Source organism: Kitasatospora sp. NPDC004723 (assembly GCF_040609255.1).
Taxonomy (GTDB): Bacteria; Actinomycetota; Actinomycetes; order Streptomycetales; family Streptomycetaceae; genus Kitasatospora.
Genome location: NZ_JBEXJT010000038.1, coordinates 39,316 through 53,586, shown reverse-complemented (window position 1 = coordinate 53,586; position 14,271 = coordinate 39,316). Strand labels below are relative to the sequence as shown.

Annotated in this window: 15 protein-coding genes; all 15 read right to left on the bottom strand. The window is 70.2% G+C overall.

The annotated features are described in order from the left end of the window. Nucleotides 1-21 precede the first annotated feature (21 nt). Complete coding sequence (locus tag ABZW10_RS28790; protein ID WP_344324216.1) at nucleotides 22-522, bottom strand: DUF2550 domain-containing protein; 501 nt, start codon at nucleotides 520-522, stop codon at nucleotides 22-24. A gap of 148 nt (nucleotides 523-670) precedes the next feature. Continuing rightward, nucleotides 671-1,054 (bottom strand): F0F1 ATP synthase subunit epsilon, encoded by a 384-nt coding sequence (locus ABZW10_RS28785; protein ID WP_355371340.1) that lies wholly within the window; start codon nucleotides 1,052-1,054, stop codon nucleotides 671-673. 185 nt (nucleotides 1,055-1,239) lie between these two features. Further along, nucleotides 1,240-2,685, bottom strand: a complete 1,446-nt coding sequence (atpD, locus tag ABZW10_RS28780; protein ID WP_355371337.1) for a F0F1 ATP synthase subunit beta — start codon at nucleotides 2,683-2,685, stop codon at nucleotides 1,240-1,242. 2 nt (nucleotides 2,686-2,687) lie between these two features. Then, on the bottom strand, nucleotides 2,688-3,602 hold the full coding sequence (locus tag ABZW10_RS28775; RefSeq protein ID WP_355371334.1) for a F0F1 ATP synthase subunit gamma: 915 nt from the start codon (nucleotides 3,600-3,602) through the stop codon (nucleotides 2,688-2,690). 32 nt (nucleotides 3,603-3,634) lie between these two features. Next, a complete protein-coding gene (atpA, locus tag ABZW10_RS28770; RefSeq protein WP_355371332.1) occupies nucleotides 3,635-5,209 on the bottom strand; it encodes a F0F1 ATP synthase subunit alpha in 1,575 nt (524 codons plus the stop codon). A 155-nt stretch (nucleotides 5,210-5,364) separates the two neighbouring features. After that, nucleotides 5,365-6,180, bottom strand: coding sequence for a F0F1 ATP synthase subunit delta (locus ABZW10_RS28765; RefSeq protein WP_355371330.1), 816 nt, complete (start codon nucleotides 6,178-6,180; stop codon nucleotides 5,365-5,367). After that, on the bottom strand, nucleotides 6,177-6,737 hold the full coding sequence (locus ABZW10_RS28760; RefSeq protein WP_355371327.1) for a F0F1 ATP synthase subunit B: 561 nt from the start codon (nucleotides 6,735-6,737) through the stop codon (nucleotides 6,177-6,179). The genes ABZW10_RS28765 and ABZW10_RS28760 overlap by 4 nt, the downstream gene beginning before the upstream one ends. A gap of 40 nt (nucleotides 6,738-6,777) precedes the next feature. Then, the gene (gene atpE, locus ABZW10_RS28755) at nucleotides 6,778-7,005 is read right to left on the bottom strand and encodes an ATP synthase F0 subunit C (protein WP_355371324.1); all 228 of its coding nucleotides are present in this window, start codon (nucleotides 7,003-7,005) and stop codon (nucleotides 6,778-6,780) included. 108 nt (nucleotides 7,006-7,113) lie between these two features. Beyond that, nucleotides 7,114-7,929 (bottom strand): F0F1 ATP synthase subunit A, encoded by an 816-nt coding sequence (atpB, locus tag ABZW10_RS28750; protein WP_355371321.1) that lies wholly within the window; start codon nucleotides 7,927-7,929, stop codon nucleotides 7,114-7,116. Between the two features lie 301 nt (nucleotides 7,930-8,230). Beyond that, nucleotides 8,231-8,596, bottom strand: a complete 366-nt coding sequence (locus ABZW10_RS28745; protein ID WP_355371318.1) for a hypothetical protein — start codon at nucleotides 8,594-8,596, stop codon at nucleotides 8,231-8,233. A 365-nt stretch (nucleotides 8,597-8,961) separates the two neighbouring features. Further along, on the bottom strand, nucleotides 8,962-10,308 hold the full coding sequence (locus ABZW10_RS28740) for an MraY family glycosyltransferase (protein WP_355371315.1): 1,347 nt from the start codon (nucleotides 10,306-10,308) through the stop codon (nucleotides 8,962-8,964). A 159-nt stretch (nucleotides 10,309-10,467) separates the two neighbouring features. Beyond that, the gene (locus ABZW10_RS28735) at nucleotides 10,468-11,742 is read right to left on the bottom strand and encodes a serine hydroxymethyltransferase (RefSeq protein WP_355371312.1); all 1,275 of its coding nucleotides are present in this window, start codon (nucleotides 11,740-11,742) and stop codon (nucleotides 10,468-10,470) included. A 286-nt stretch (nucleotides 11,743-12,028) separates the two neighbouring features. Next, nucleotides 12,029-12,667 (bottom strand): protein-tyrosine-phosphatase, encoded by a 639-nt coding sequence (locus ABZW10_RS28730; RefSeq protein ID WP_355371418.1) that lies wholly within the window; start codon nucleotides 12,665-12,667, stop codon nucleotides 12,029-12,031. Nucleotides 12,668-12,696: 29 nt separating this feature from the next. Then, nucleotides 12,697-13,344 carry an L-threonylcarbamoyladenylate synthase gene (locus tag ABZW10_RS28725; protein WP_355371309.1) on the bottom strand — a complete coding sequence of 216 codons (648 nt, stop codon included), beginning with the start codon at nucleotides 13,342-13,344 and terminating at the stop codon, nucleotides 12,697-12,699. Nucleotides 13,345-13,381: 37 nt separating this feature from the next. Beyond that, nucleotides 13,382-14,248 (bottom strand): peptide chain release factor N(5)-glutamine methyltransferase, encoded by an 867-nt coding sequence (prmC, locus tag ABZW10_RS28720; RefSeq protein WP_350553031.1) that lies wholly within the window; start codon nucleotides 14,246-14,248, stop codon nucleotides 13,382-13,384. Nucleotides 14,249-14,271: the final 23 nt, after the last annotated feature.

Below are 14,271 nucleotides of genomic sequence, written 5' to 3'. Positions count from 1 at the left end.
CCCCACCCCGAGGGTCCGTCGCTACGCGACGTTGACCCTCTGCCCGGGCGGGGCCGCCTCGAGCCAGGCGAGGAAACCGGTGAGCGCGTCCTCGCTCATCGCCAGCTCCAGCGGGGCCCCGTTGTGCAGGCAGCGCAGCACCACCGAGCCGGAGAGCAGGGCCAGCTCCTCCTGCCCCTCCGGGTAGCGCCGGCCGAGCACCTCGATCTCCCGGCGCGGCAGCACCTTGCGCGGGCGCGGGGCGTACGAGAAGACCCGGAACCACTCGATGGAATCGCCGCTGTACCGGCCGATACCAAAAACCCACCCCTTGCCATCGGTCTGCGGGACCGGGGCCGGGGTGGGTTGGCCGTTCTCGTCGAGGTCGGGCTGCGTCGAGGCGTCGGCCGGCATTTTGAGCCGGTAGCTGCAGTCGAACGTGCCACCGACCCGCTGGATCACACGGCGGCGTACCGCGAACGCGACCAACCCGATCACACCGAGCGCCACGACCGCCGCACACACCACAAGGGCGAGGACCATGCTCACCTACCTCCTCGCTACCCGCGTTCCCCGTGTCGGTCGTACCAGCCGACCGCGTTGACCTACCAACTGAGACGACAGTCCCGGGGTCACGCTCACGCGTCCCCGGGACCGTCGGTCGACCCCGCTCAGGCGGGATCCGGCGCACTCAGGCGTGGGCCTTGAGGCCGCGCGCCGCGAACAGCCGGACCTCGGCGCGCCGCTCGGCGTGCTCGTCCAGGTCGGACTTGGCCTTGTCCAGCGCGCGCTCGGCGCGCGCGACGTCGATCTCGTCCGCCAGCTCGGCGATCTCCGCGAGCAGAGACAGCTTGTTGTCGGCGAACGAGATGAAGCCGCCGTGCACCGCGGCGATCACGGTGTTGCCGTCCGTGGTACGGATGGTGACCGGACCGGTCTCCAGCACGCTCAGCACCGGGGTGTGACCCGCCATGATGCCGGTGTCACCGGAAGCCGTACGGGCGACGACGATGGTGGCCGCACCGGACCACACCTTGCGGTCGGCTGCGACCAGCTCGACGTGCAGCTCAGCCAACGTGGGCTCCTAGGCTCATGCAACGCCCGATTACTCGGGAGTTTCGGTAAGAATAACGGGCCCGCGCCCCCGGCATGAAACCGGCGGCACGGATTTGACCGGAATCACAGTCGATGCGACGCGAGGGGTGGGTCCCAGGGTTGGGGCCCACCCCTCGCGATCACGCTCGGCTGCTACCGGCCGGACTACTTCTTCGCCAGCTCGGCGGCGTTCTTCTCGAGGTCCTCGATGCCACCGCACATGAAGAAGGCCTGCTCCGGGACGGAGTCGTACTTGCCGTCCGCGATCGAGTTGAAGGCCTCGATGGTCTCCGACAGCGGGACGGTCGAGCCCTCGACACCGGTGAACTGCTTCGCCACGTAGGTGTTCTGCGAGAGGAAGCGCTCGATGCGGCGGGCACGGTGGACCGTGACCTTGTCCTCCTCGGACAGCTCGTCGATACCGAGGATCGCGATGATGTCCTGGAGGTCCTTGTACTTCTGCAGGATCCCCTTGATACGGACGGCCGTCTCGTAGTGGGTCGCAGCGATGTACCGCGGGTCGAGGATGCGGGACGTGGAGTCCAGCGGGTCGACGGCCGGGTAGATGCCCTTCTCCGAGATCGGACGCGACAGAACGGTGGTCGCGTCCAGGTGGGCGAAGGTGGTGGCCGGCGCAGGGTCGGTCAGGTCGTCCGCGGGGACGTAGATCGCCTGCATCGAGGTGATCGAGTGACCGCGGGTCGAGGTGATGCGCTCCTGCAGGAGGCCCATCTCGTCGGCCAGGTTCGGCTGGTAGCCCACCGCGGAGGGCATACGGCCGAGCAGGGTCGACACCTCGGAACCGGCCTGGGTAAACCGGAAGATGTTGTCGATGAAGAGGAGCACGTCCTGCTTCTCGACGTCGCGGAAGTACTCCGCCATGGTCAGCGCGGAGAGCGCGACGCGCAGACGGGTGCCCGGCGGCTCGTCCATCTGGCCGAAGACCAGCGCGGTCTTGTCCAGAACGCCCGAGTCGACCATCTCGTCGATGAGGTCGTTGCCCTCACGGGTGCGCTCGCCGACGCCGGCGAACACCGACACACCACCGAAGTTCTCGGCGACGCGGTAGATCATCTCCTGGATCAGAACGGTCTTGCCGACACCGGCACCACCGAACAGACCGATCTTGCCACCCTGGACGTACGGGGTGAGGAGGTCGATGACCTTGATGCCGGTCTCGAACATCTCGGTCTTGGACTCGAGGTCCTTGAACTCCGGGGCCTTGCGGTGGATCGGCCAGCGGACCTCGACCTGCTTGTCGAACTCCGCCTGGTCGACGTTCAGCACGTCACCGAGGGCGTTGAAGACCTTGCCCTTGGTGATCTGGCCGACCGGCACCGAGATGGCGGCACCGGTGTCGCTGACCTGCGAGCCACGGACCAGACCGTCGGTCGGCTGCATCGAGATGCCGCGGACCAGGCCGTCGCCGAGGTGCTGGGCGACCTCGAGGGTCAGGGTCTTCTTGCCCGAGCCGTCGGGGTTGTCCACCTCGACGTGCAGGGCGTTGAACATGTCCGGAATCGCGTCGACGGGGAACTCCACGTCGACGACCGGGCCGATGACCCGCGCGACGCGGCCCGTCGCCGTGGTCGGCTCAACAGTGGTGGTCATACTCATTCGCTCCCCGCGCTAGCGTCGGCCAGGGCGTTCGCGCCACCGACGATCTCGCTGATTTCCTGGGTGATCTCGGCCTGACGGGCCGAGTTGGCAAGCCGCGTGAGCGACTTGATGAGCTCGCCGGCGTTGTCCGTCGCGCTCTTCATGGCGCGGCGGCGGGCGGCGTGCTCGGAGGCAGCCGACTGCAGCAGCGCGTTGTAGATCCGGCTCTCGACGTACCGCGGCAGCAGCGCGTCCAGGACGCCCTCCGCCGACGGCTCGAAGTCGTACAGCGGGAAGATCTCCGACTTGGCCGGGTTCTGGTCGCTGAGCTGGACCTCGTCCAGCTTCAGCGGCAGCAGCCGCGCCTCGACCGCGTTCTGCGTCAGCATCGACACGAACTCGGTCGAGATCAGGTGGAGCTCGTCCACGCCGCCGGTCTCCGTGGTGAAGGCCTCGATCAGCTCGGCGGCCACCGTCTTCGCGTCACCGTAGGTCGGCTTGTCCGAGAAGCCCGTCCACGAGCCCGCGACCCGGAGGTTGCGGAAGCCGTAGTACGAGACGCCCTTGCGGCCGACGATGTACGTCACCACGTCCTTGCCCTCGGCGCGCAGGCGCTCGGAGAGCGTCAGCGCGGCCTTGATGGCGTTGGTCGAGTAGCCGCCCGCCAGACCGCGGTCCGCCGTGATCAGCAGGACCGCGGCGCGCGAGGCGCTCGGGTTCTCGGTGGTGAGCGGGTGCTTGGCGTTGGACCGGGTGGCCACCGCCGTCACCGCCCGGGTGAGCTCATCGGCGTACGGAGTGGAGGCGGCCACCGCGCGCTGCGCCTTGACGATGCGCGACGCGGAGATCATCTCCATCGCCTTGGTGATCTTCTTCGTCGCGGTGACAGAGCGGATCCGGCGCTTGTAGACCCGAAGCTGTGCTCCCATGGGTCGTTACGTCCTTTCCCTCGCTACCGGACTCAGGCCTGCTCGGAGAGCAGCTTGCCGTCAGCGGTCTGGTAGCCCGCCTTGAAGCTCTCGACGGCCTTGGTCAGCGCGTCGACGGTGCCGTCGGCCAGCAGACCGGTCTCGACGATGCCGGCCAGCAGGTCCTTGTGCTGCAGACGGACGTAGTCCAGGAACTCGCGCTCGAAGCGGCGGATCTCGGCGACCGGGACGTCGTCCAGCTTGCCGGTGGTGCCGGCCCAGATGGAGACGACCTGCTCCTCGACCGGGAACGGCTGGTACTGGCCCTGCTTCAGCAGCTCGACCATGCGCGCACCGCGCTCCAGCTGGGCCTTGGAGGCCGCGTCCAGGTCGGAACCGAAGGCGGCGAACGCCTCCAGCTCGCGGTACTGGGCGAGGTCCAGACGCAGACGGCCGGCGACCGAGCGCATGGCCTTGATCTGGGCGGAGCCACCGACGCGGGAGACCGAGATACCGACGTTCACGGCCGGGCGGATGCCGGCGTTGAACAGGTCGGACTCCAGGAAGCACTGGCCGTCGGTGATCGAGATGACGTTGGTCGGGATGTACGCCGAGACGTCGTTGGCCTTGGTCTCGATGATCGGCAGACCGGTCATCGAGCCGCCGCCCAGGGCGTCGTTCAGCTTGGCGCAGCGCTCCAGCAGGCGGGAGTGCAGGTAGAAGACGTCACCCGGGTAGGCCTCGCGGCCCGGCGGGCGGCGCAGCAGCAGGGAGACGGAACGGTAGGCCTCGGCCTGCTTCGACAGGTCGTCGAAGATGATCAGGACGTGCTTGCCGTCGTACATCCACTCCTGGCCGATGGCCGAGCCGGTGTACGGGGCGAGGTACTTGAAGCCGGCCGGGTCGGAGGCGGGAGCGGCCACGATGGTGGTGTACTCCAGCGCGCCGGCCTCCTCCAGGGCACCGCGGACGGACGCGATGGTGGAGCCCTTCTGGCCCACGGCGACGTAGATGCAGCGGACCTGCTTCTCCGGGTCGCCCGAGCGCCAGTTGTCGCGCTGGTTGATGATCGTGTCGACGGCCACCGCGGTCTTGCCGGTCTGGCGGTCACCGATGATCAGCTGGCGCTGGCCGCGGCCGATCGGGGTCATCGCGTCGATGGCCTTGATGCCGGTCTGCAGCGGCTGCTTGACCGACTTGCGGGCCATGACGCCCGGAGCCTGGAGCTCCAGGGCGCGGCGACCGGTCGAGGCGATGTCGCCCAGGCCGTCGATCGGGTTGCCCAGCGGGTCAACGACGCGGCCGAGGTAGCCGTCGCCGACCGGAACCGAGAGGACCTCGCCGGTGCGGCGCACCGTCTGGCCCTCCTCGATGCCGCCGAACTCACCGAGGACGACGACACCGATCTCGCGGGTGTCGAGGTTCAGCGCGAGGCCGAGGGTGCCGTCCTCGAACTTCAGCAGCTCGTTCGCCATGACCGAGGGCAGACCCTCGACATGGGCGATGCCGTCCGCCGCGTCAGTGACCGTGCCGACCTCTTCCACAGAGGCGGCGTCCGGCTGGTACGACTGGACAAAGTCGGCCAGCGCGTCCCGGATCTCCTCCGGACGGATCGTAAGCTCCGCCATCAGGCTTCCCTGCTCTCCTAGTTTGCGATCCTCGGCCCGCCATTGAGGGCCGCAAGTACTCGACTCTCGGCCGGGTCGTATGAACCGGCCGTACGTTTTCCCGACTCCGGTGGAGCCGGTTTCCCGACCGAGGGTCGGATGTGCTGCTTGGGTGCTCAGCCTTCGAGGGACTGGCGAGCGCCTTCCAGGCGGCTCGACACCGTGCCCTCGATGATCTCGTCACCGATCTGCACGCGGACACCGCCGACGACCTCGGGGTCGACGTCGATGTTCAGGTGGACCTGGCGGCCGTACAGCCGGCCGAGAGCACCCGACAGGCGCTCCCTCTGGCTGTCCGACAGCGGAACCGCCGTGGTGACCTGGGCCACCACACGGTCGCGCCGGGAGGCGGCGAGCTTGGAGTAGGACTCCAGCCCCTGCTCCAGGCTACGGCCACGCGGGTTGTTGACCAGGGTGGTGACCAGCCGCACGGTGCCCGCGTGAGCGCGGCCGCCGAGCAGCTTCTTGATCAGGGCCGCCTTGGCGACGGCACCGGCCTTGGGCTCGGTCAGCGCGGCGCGCAGCTCGTGCGAGCCGCTCACCACCCGGCCGAACCGGAAGAGCTCGTCCTCGACGTCGTCCAGGGCACGAGCCTTGTCGGCGGCGATGACCTCGGCGTACGCGGCCAGCTGCTCCGTGGAGTCGACCAGGTCGCGGGCGCCCGACCAGCGGGACCGCACCAGGCCGGCGACCAGGTCGGCCGTCTCGCCGGAGACCTGGCCGGTCAGCAGCGAGGAGACCAGCTGGGCCTTGTCCTGACCCGACCGGGACGGGTCGGTCAGAACGCGGCGCAGCGACACCTCACGGTCCAGCAGGGCCGTGACGGCGGTGAGCTCCTCGGCCAGCCTGGCCGCGTCCACCGAGGTGGAGTCGGTCAGGCTCTCCAGGTTCTGCCGCCCGGCGGCGAGGGCCTCACGGCTGGCGCCGATCACTTGGCCGCGCCCTGAGCAACGGCGGCCTTGGCCTCCAGCTCGGCCAGGAACCGGTCGACGACACCGCTCTGCCGCGCGTGGTCCTCAAGGGACTCACCCACGATGCGGGACGCCAGCTGGGTCGCGAGCGAGCCCACGTCCTGGCGCAGGGCGGCGGTCGCCTGCCTCTTGTCGGCGTCGATCTGGGCGTGGCCGGCGGCGACGATGGCCTCGCGCTGGCGCTGGCCCTCCTCGCGCATCTCGGCGAGCTGGGCGGCGCCCTGCTCGCGAGCCTGCTCGATGATGCGAGCAGCCTCGTGACGCGCCTCGGCGAGCTCGGCGCGGTACTGCTCAAGCAGGGCCTGGGCCTCGCCCTGAGCTGCCTCGGCACGCTCCATGCCGCCCTCGATGGCGTCCCGGCGGTCCGCCAGCACCTTCTCGATGCTGGGCAGGAGCTTCTTGCCGAGGATGCCGAAGACGATGAAGAAGCAGAGCAGGCCGATGATGACCTCGGGCCACGCGGGGATGAGGGGGTTCATCTCCTCCCCCTCCTGCGCGAGGAAGACCACGGGGTTCATATCTGAACCTTTCGTCGAAACTGGCTACCGATGTGTCGGACTAGCGGCCGAACACGAACGGCATGACGATGCCGATGAGCGCGAGCGCCTCGGTCACGGCCAGACCGATGAACATGTTGGTGCGGACCAGGCCGGCGGCCTCGGGCTGGCGGGCCATGGCCTGGACGCTGTTACCGAAGATGAGGCCCAGACCGATGCCGGGGCCGATGGCCGCGAGACCGTAGCCGATGGAAGCGACGGAACCGGTGACCTCAGCGAGGTTCTGCATCTCAAACTGTCCTTATGCGTGGTGGAACCGGTGGTGGTTGGCCACCGGGAGTCTTTGCCGGGAGTTGCCCGTGCGAGTCGGCGCCGTCGCTCCGGCGCCGGTTCGACGTCAGTGCGCCTCGTCGAGCGCCCCGCCGATGTACGTGCTGGCGAGGAGCACGAAGATGTATGCCTGGAGGAACTGGATCAGCAGCTCGAAGGCGGTCAGGGCGACCGTCACGGTGAACGAGGCGCCCGCGTACAGCGCGCCGATGCTCGGGCTGAGCAGGTACCAGGAGGCGACCGAGAACATCACGATCAGCAGGTGACCGGCGAACATGTTCGCGAACAGTCGGACCGCGAGCGTGAAGGGCCGCAGGAGGACGTTCGAGATGAACTCGATCGGCACCAGGATGAACATGACCCAGCCGGGCACGCCCGACGGCCAGCACAGGTTCTTCAGACCGCCCACGAAACCGTGGGTCTTGAAGGTCAGCCCCATGTAGGTGACCCAGACGACCAGGGCCAGCCCTGCGGGGAAGGCGATGTTGGCGGCAGCCGGGTACTGGACGAACGGGACGATCGACATCACGTTCAGGAGCCAGATGAAGAAGAACAGCGACACCATCATGGGGACGTACTTCTGTCCCCGCTTGCCGATGGATTCGAGCACGATGCTTCGCTTGACGAACTCGTAGCCGATCTCGCCGACCAGTTGCAGCTTGCCCGGCACGAGCTTCGGCTTGGCGAAAGCAGCCCAGAAGAAACCGATGACCAGCAGCGCGATGAGCATCGACAGGAGCATCGGCTTGTTGAACTCGATGCTGCCAATCGTGAAGATCGGCTTGAACTGGAACTCGTTCAGGCCGGGCGCCGGGAAGCCGCAGCCGGAGAACAGGTGGCAGTTGGCCTCGGAGGCGAGCTGCGTGAGCCTGTCAGCACTCACCACGGACTCCTTCGTCGTGACACATAGTTACGGCAACCTCGGTGTGTCGGCGCGGCTCTCAGCCACGGTGCGGCACTTTGACTGGATTCTTGTCTCGCGCGCCGGCCACAACGGGGCGCGGCGCCGAAGCGCGGCCCTCGTCTGGCCGACAGTGTGGAGACGGTGGGGTGCTGGAGCGCCATCCGTCCGGTCAGTGGAACGATCCAGCCGCAAGCCACACCCCGTGGCTGTCCCGGACGATAGCAGTCCGTCGACCGGGCACCGGACACCGCCCCCTCCTTGGGAGGGGGAGGAGGCAGCGTCACGGTTGACGCTCCGGGGGATCCCCCTTCTTGGAGGAGGAACCGGTCTCCACGTAGAAGATCTTGACCTTCATGCCGATCCGAACCACCGCCCCCGTCCAGACCAATGTGCAACCCAGTACGGTGAAGCCGAAGACCTTGGTGTCGAAGGCGGTCGTGTTCTTGAAGACCGCCAGCACGATCCCCACCAGGAGGATCTGAGCCATGTAGACCGACATGGCCACCGGTAGCAGAAGCTGGGGGTTTCCCCTGCTCAGGCGATCGACAGCGGCTTGGCCGACGCTGAAGAACGCCATCACCAGCACCGCTGCGAACAGGGCACCGTACAGCCCCTTGACCCCCACCACCGCGGTGGAGATCGCCATGGCGGCGACCCCGGCGACCGCAGTGGGGATTGCGGCGCCTCGGATGATCCGGGCGTCATGGGACGGCATGTCGGCAACTCCGGCGGCATGTCGGGCAAACGGACGTCGAGCAGCGTGAACACCCGACGAGTGCTCACATCTGGGACCGGGAGGATGACCTTCGTGGATCCGAGTCCTCATTGCACAGAGGCTCTCGACCAGGCCCGGGCTCCTCGTGAACGGTATCACAAGCTATTTGATGTGGTCTTTACCCTACGCATGTGCTGCTCGCCACACGGGTTCCCGATGATGTCACCCGAACGGACGAGGCGGCGAGCTGACGGCCGCGCCGAAGAGCCCGCCCGCGTCAGCACCAGGGTGTGCGGTCAGCCCCGGCCGCGCGGTCGGTGGCCGACCGCGGTGGCCCCGTCTCCGAAGCGCCTGAGCACCTCCTCGTCCATGACCGGGAAGTCGTCCTCCGGGGTCGGGGCAGGTGCGGCCGGGTCCGCGTCGCCCCCGACGGGCGACAGCTTCTCGGCGACCCGCACGACCTCCGGAACCGGACGGCGGCGGCGGTAGCGCGGCGGCACGAAGGCCTGCACGGCGCGCGGCGCCCGCGGCCGGAACCGCGGGGTGAGCAGCACCACCAGGCCGACCAGGCAGAGCCCGGCCAGCGTGAGGACGACGGTGCGGCCGGTGTTGGTGACCGAGAAGGCGACGGTCCCGAAGGCGATCAGCGCGGCCCAGAAGTACATGATCAGTACGGCCCGGCTGTGCGAGTGGCCGACCTGGAGCAGTCGGTGGTGCAGGTGGCGCTTGTCGGCGGCGAACGGGGACTGCCCCGCCCAGGTGCGGCGGACCACCGCGAGCAGCAGGTCGGCCAGCGGCAGCGCGATGACCGTCAGCGGCAGCAGCAGCGGGATGTAGATCGGCACCAGGGCGTGCACGGTGGCGGTCTGCGAGCCCAGCTCGCTGGTGATGAGGTCGGGGTCGACCCGGCCGGTGATGGAGATCGCGGCGACGGCCAGCATCAGGCCGAGCATCATCGACCCGGAGTCGCCCATGAAGATCCGGGCCGGGTGCATGTTGTGCGCCAGGAAGCCCAGGCACATGCCGATCAGCAGCACGCTGAACAGCACGGCGGGGGCGGCGTCGGTGATCGTGTAGCCGTACCAGAGCCGGTAGGAGTACAGGAAGAAGGCCATCGCGGCGATGCAGACCATGCCGCCGGCCAGACCGTCCAGGCCGTCGATGAAGTTCACCGCGTTGACCATCACCACGACCATGACCACCGAGATGACCATGCCCTGGGTGGGGCTGACGGCGACCGGTCCGACGCCCGGCACCGGGAGGGTGATCACCGTGACGCCCTGCCAGACCATCACACCGGCGGCGATCATCTGGCCGCCGAGCTTCACCAGGGCGTCCACGCCCCACTTGTCGTCCAGCACGCCGAGCAGCCACATGATGCCGGCCCCGGAGAGCAGCGCCCGGATGTCGGTGCCCTGGGAGAACACCTTGCTCAGGTTGTCCAGCTGGGAGGCGACCAGGATGCCCGCGCAGAGCCCGCCGAACATGGCGATGCCGCCGAGCCGCGGCGTGGGCTCGCGGTGCACGTCGCGGGCGCGGACCGGGGGCATCGCCCCCGCCGCGATGGCGAACTTCCGGACCGGCCCGGTCAGCAGGTAGGTGACGGCCGCGGTGCAGAACAGCACCAGCAGATACTCACGCACCACTGACCTCCTGCAGCGCTGTCCGACGGGTGGGTACCGAAGGTACTCCCGTGCCTGTCCGGGGTTCGAGGTGCGTCGCCACGGCACACACCTTATTGACTCCGACGCCGGGGCGCGCATCGCGGTTCGCCCCGCCGGGTAGGAGATTCGGATAACCGTTCAACGGCGCCCGGCGAACGCCCGTGCCAGCTCCCGGACCCGCTGCGCCACCCGGACGTCCGTGCCCGCGACGAGCAGCCGTCCGATCAGCCCGGCGATCTCCTCCAGCTCCGCCTCCCCCATGCCCTGCGAGGTCACCGTGCCGGTGCCGAGCCGGATCCCGGAGGCCTCGGACGGCGGCGCCTCGTCGTACGGCAGCGCGCACTTGCCGAGCAGCAGGCCGGCGGCGGCGCAGCGGCGCTCCGCCTCGGCGCCGCTGACCCCGAGCGCGCCGACGTCGGCGGTCACCAGGTGGGTGTCGGTCCCGCCGGTCAGCGGGCGCGCGCCGACCTGCGCGAGCCCCTCGGCCAGCACCCGCGCGCCGGTCACCGTGCGCTGCGCGTAGGCCCGGTAGGCGGGCGTCGCGGCCTCGGCCAGCGCGACGGCCTTGCCGGCCACCTCGTTCATCGCGGCGCCGCCCTGGCTGAACGGGAAGACCGCCCGGTCGATCCGCTCCGCCAGCTCCGCGGTGGACAGCAGCAGGCCCCCGCGCGGGCCGCGGAGCAGCTTGTGGGTGGCCGCCACGGTGACGTCCGCGTACGGCACCGGGGACGGCGCCAGGCCGGCCGCGATCAGTCCGGTGGTCTGCGCGGCGGCGGCCACCAGATAGGCGTCCGTCTCGTCGGCGATCTCCCGGAAGGCGGCCCAGTCGGGGTGCCGCGGGTAGGAGATGGAACCGGCCACGATCGCCTTCGGGCGGTGGCGCTGGGCCAGCTCGCGCACCTGGTCGAGGTCGATCAGCCCGTCCTCGCGGCGCACCCCGTAGCCGACGAAGTCGAACCAGCGGCCGGAGAAGTTGGCCCGCGAGCCGCAGCTGAGGTGGCCGCCGTGCTCCAGCGACATCGCGAGCACCACGTCGCCGGGCCGCAGCAGCGCGGCGTAGGCGGCCAGCATCGCCGAGGTGCCGGAGCGCGGCTGCACATTGGCGTGCGGGGCGGCGAACAGTTCCCGGGCCCGGTCGATCGCCAGCAGCTCGGCGGCGTCGGCGAGCGCGCAGCCGGTGTGGTGGCGGCGGCCGGGGTAGCCCTCGGCGTACTTGTCGATCAGCGGGCCGGTGAGGGCCGCCAGGACGGCCGCGCCGGTGAGGTTCTCCCCGGCCAGCAGCTGGACCGTCTCGGCCCTCCGCTCGGCCTCGGCGGCCAGCAGGTCGGCCAGCTGGGGATCGGCCCGGTACAGGGCCGCTGAGCGCGCCTCGGCGGTGTCGACGGGTCCGGTCGCGGCATCGGTGACGGTCATGGCGGGGCTCCCGGGCGCGTCGGGTCGGATTTCTCCAGCGTAGGACCGCCCCGGCGCCCCGGCACGGCGGCGCGTGCCGGGGTACGCCCGGGCGTACGAAGGGAGCCGTGAGCGGCGTTGGAGCAACGACCGTCGGGACCGCGCCGGGAGCACCCGGGCGGGGTGGGCTGCTGCCCGCCCGGGCGCGCCGGTGCCGAAAGGGAGGCGCGAGGACGCCGTGAGGTACGAGCGGCGTTGGAGCAACGACCGTCGGGACCGGGCCGGGAGCGCCCGGGCGGGCCAAATATCAGAGCGCGCGGACGCCGGTCAGCGCGGTGACCACCGGGTCGACGGCGTGGAATATCTCCTCGCCGCAGTTGCGGAACATCCCGATCGGCGCGCCGTAGGGGTCGTGCAGTTCGTCCGCCTCGGGGTCGGCGGCCAGCAGCCAGCCGCGCAGCGCGGCGGCGGCGCGGACCAGCGCGCGGGCGCGTTCGGTGACGTCCGCGCCGCGCCGGGGGTCCGGCAGGGTGCCGGGGTCGATGGTGCGGACCAGCCGGGTGAACTCCTTCAGCGTGAAGGTGCGCAGCCCCGCCTCGTGGCCCATCGAGATGACCTGGGCCCGGTGGTCCAGGGTCGCGGTGAGCACCAGGTCGGCCTCCACCACGTGCGCGTCCAGCAGTTCGCGGCCGGTGAAGCCGCCGCTGTCGGCGCCGTACTCGTCCAGCACCGTCGCGGCGTGCTCCTCCATCGGCGCGCCCACGTGGCCCCAGGTGCCGGCCGACTCGACCAGGATCCGTCCGGCCACCCGGGGGTTGAGCCGGGTGTCCAGCTCACGCCGGGTGAGCCGCTCGGCGATCGGCGAGCGGCAGATGTTGCCGGTACAGACGTAGAGGATCCGGAAGTGGTTCAGCGGCCTGGGGCCCACGCTCAGGTACGGCGATATGCCGGGCCCGGCATGGAGGGAGGCGGCCGTCAACTGCCGGCCTCCAGGTCGGGGACGACCTCCCTCAGCTGCTCGACGGAGATCGCGCCGGCCCGCAGCAGCACCGGCACCTTGCCGGTGACGTCCACGATCGACGAGGCCTGGGCGTGGTCGGCGGTGCCGCCGTCCAGGTAGACCGAGATGGCGTCGCCGAGCTGCTGCTGGGCCTCGTCGCAGGTGGCCGGGGACGGGCCGCCGGTCCGGTTGGCGCTGGAGACGGCCATCGGCCCGGTGGCGTTCAGCAGCTCGATGGCCACCGGGTGCAGCGGCATCCGGACGGCGACGGTGCCCCGGGTGTCACCGAGGTCCCAGCGCAGCGAGGGCTGGTGCCGGGCGACCAGGGTGAGGCCGCCGGGCCAGAAGGCGTCGACGAGCTCCCAGGCCTGCTCGGAGAAGTCGGTGACCAGGCCGTGCAGCGTGGTCGGCGAGCCGACCAGGACCGGCGAGGGCATGTTGCGGCCGCGGCCCTTGGCGGCGAGCAGGGCGCCCACGGCCTCCGGGGAGAAGGCGTCCGCGCCGACCCCGTACAGGGTGTCGGTGGGCAGCACGACGAGTTCGCCGCGGCGGATGGCCGAGGCGGCCTCGCGCAGGCCGGTGGCGCGGTCCCCGGTGTCGGCACAGTCGTAGCGGCGGCTCATCGGTGCGGTCCCCTTCCGAACGGGCTCATGGCGTGGTTCACAGCGACGCCTTGCGCGCCGTGGTGAAGCGGGGGCGGTTGTTGAGGTCCCGGTGGTCGGCGGCGTCGGTCCAGCCGCCCTCCTCGTTGAAGATCCACGGAACCTGTCCGCCCTGGGTGTCGGCGTGCTCGATCACCACGGCACCACCCGGACGCAACAGCCGGGCGGCGACCCGCTCGATGCCGCGGATGGTGTCGAGGCCGTCCTCGCCGGAGAACAGCGACATCTGCGGGTCGTGGTCGCGGGCCTCCGGGGCGACGTACTCCCACTCGGTGAGCGGGATGTACGGCGGGTTGGAGATGACCAGGTCGAAGCGGCCGTCCCAGGCGCGGTCGTCCTCGAAGGCCCGGGTGGCGTCGCCCTCGTGCAGGGTGACCCGGGCGCGGTCGGGCGAGGCCTCGATATTGCGCCGGGTGTACGGCAGGGCGCCCTCGTCGAGCTCGAAGGCGTGCACGGTGGAGCGCGGCAGCTCCTGGGCGAGGGCGAGCGCGATGGCGCCGGAGCCGGAGCACAGGTCGACCACCAGCGGCTCGGCGACGTCCATCTCGCGGACCGCGTCTATGGCCCACTCGACGACCGTCTCGGTCTCCGGGCGGGGCACGAACACGCCCGGCCCGACCGCCAGTTCGAGGTAGCGGAAGAAGGCCCGGCCGGTGATGTGCTGGAGCGGCTCACGGGCCTCGCGGCGGGCGACGGCCTCCCAGTACCGGGCGTCGAAGTCGCCGTCCTGGACCGTGTGCAGCTGGCTGCGCTTGACGTTGTGGACGTGGGCGGCGAGCTCCTCCGCGTCGAAGCGCGGCGACGGCACGCCGGCCGCGGCCAACCGCTGGGTGGCCTGGGCCACCTCCGCGAGTAGCAGGTTCATCCGTACGACCTCTTGCTTCCGCT

What these genes read in the sequence shown, in the direction of transcription:
- atpE (WP_355371324.1), bottom strand. Translation starts at nt 7,005, where the DNA reads ATGCAGAACCTCGCTGAGGTCACCGGTTCCGTCGCTTCCATCGGCTAC.
- prmC (WP_350553031.1), bottom strand. Translation starts at nt 14,248, where the DNA reads ATGAACCTGCTACTCGCGGAGGTGGCCCAGGCCACCCAGCGGTTGGCC.
- ABZW10_RS28760 (WP_355371327.1), bottom strand. Translation starts at nt 6,737, where the DNA reads ATGAACCCCGTGGTCTTCCTCGCGCAGGAGGGGGAGGAGATGAACCCC.
- ABZW10_RS28735 (WP_355371312.1), bottom strand. Translation starts at nt 11,742, where the DNA reads ATGACCGTCACCGATGCCGCGACCGGACCCGTCGACACCGCCGAGGCG.
- ABZW10_RS28790 (WP_344324216.1), bottom strand. Translation starts at nt 522, where the DNA reads ATGGTCCTCGCCCTTGTGGTGTGTGCGGCGGTCGTGGCGCTCGGTGTG.
- atpA (WP_355371332.1), bottom strand. Translation starts at nt 5,209, where the DNA reads ATGGCGGAGCTTACGATCCGTCCGGAGGAGATCCGGGACGCGCTGGCC.
- ABZW10_RS28775 (WP_355371334.1), bottom strand. Translation starts at nt 3,602, where the DNA reads ATGGGAGCACAGCTTCGGGTCTACAAGCGCCGGATCCGCTCTGTCACC.
- atpD (WP_355371337.1), bottom strand. Translation starts at nt 2,685, where the DNA reads ATGACCACCACTGTTGAGCCGACCACGGCGACGGGCCGCGTCGCGCGG.
- ABZW10_RS28745 (WP_355371318.1), bottom strand. Translation starts at nt 8,596, where the DNA reads ATGGCGATCTCCACCGCGGTGGTGGGGGTCAAGGGGCTGTACGGTGCC.
- ABZW10_RS28725 (WP_355371309.1), bottom strand. Translation starts at nt 13,344, where the DNA reads ATGAGCCGCCGCTACGACTGTGCCGACACCGGGGACCGCGCCACCGGC.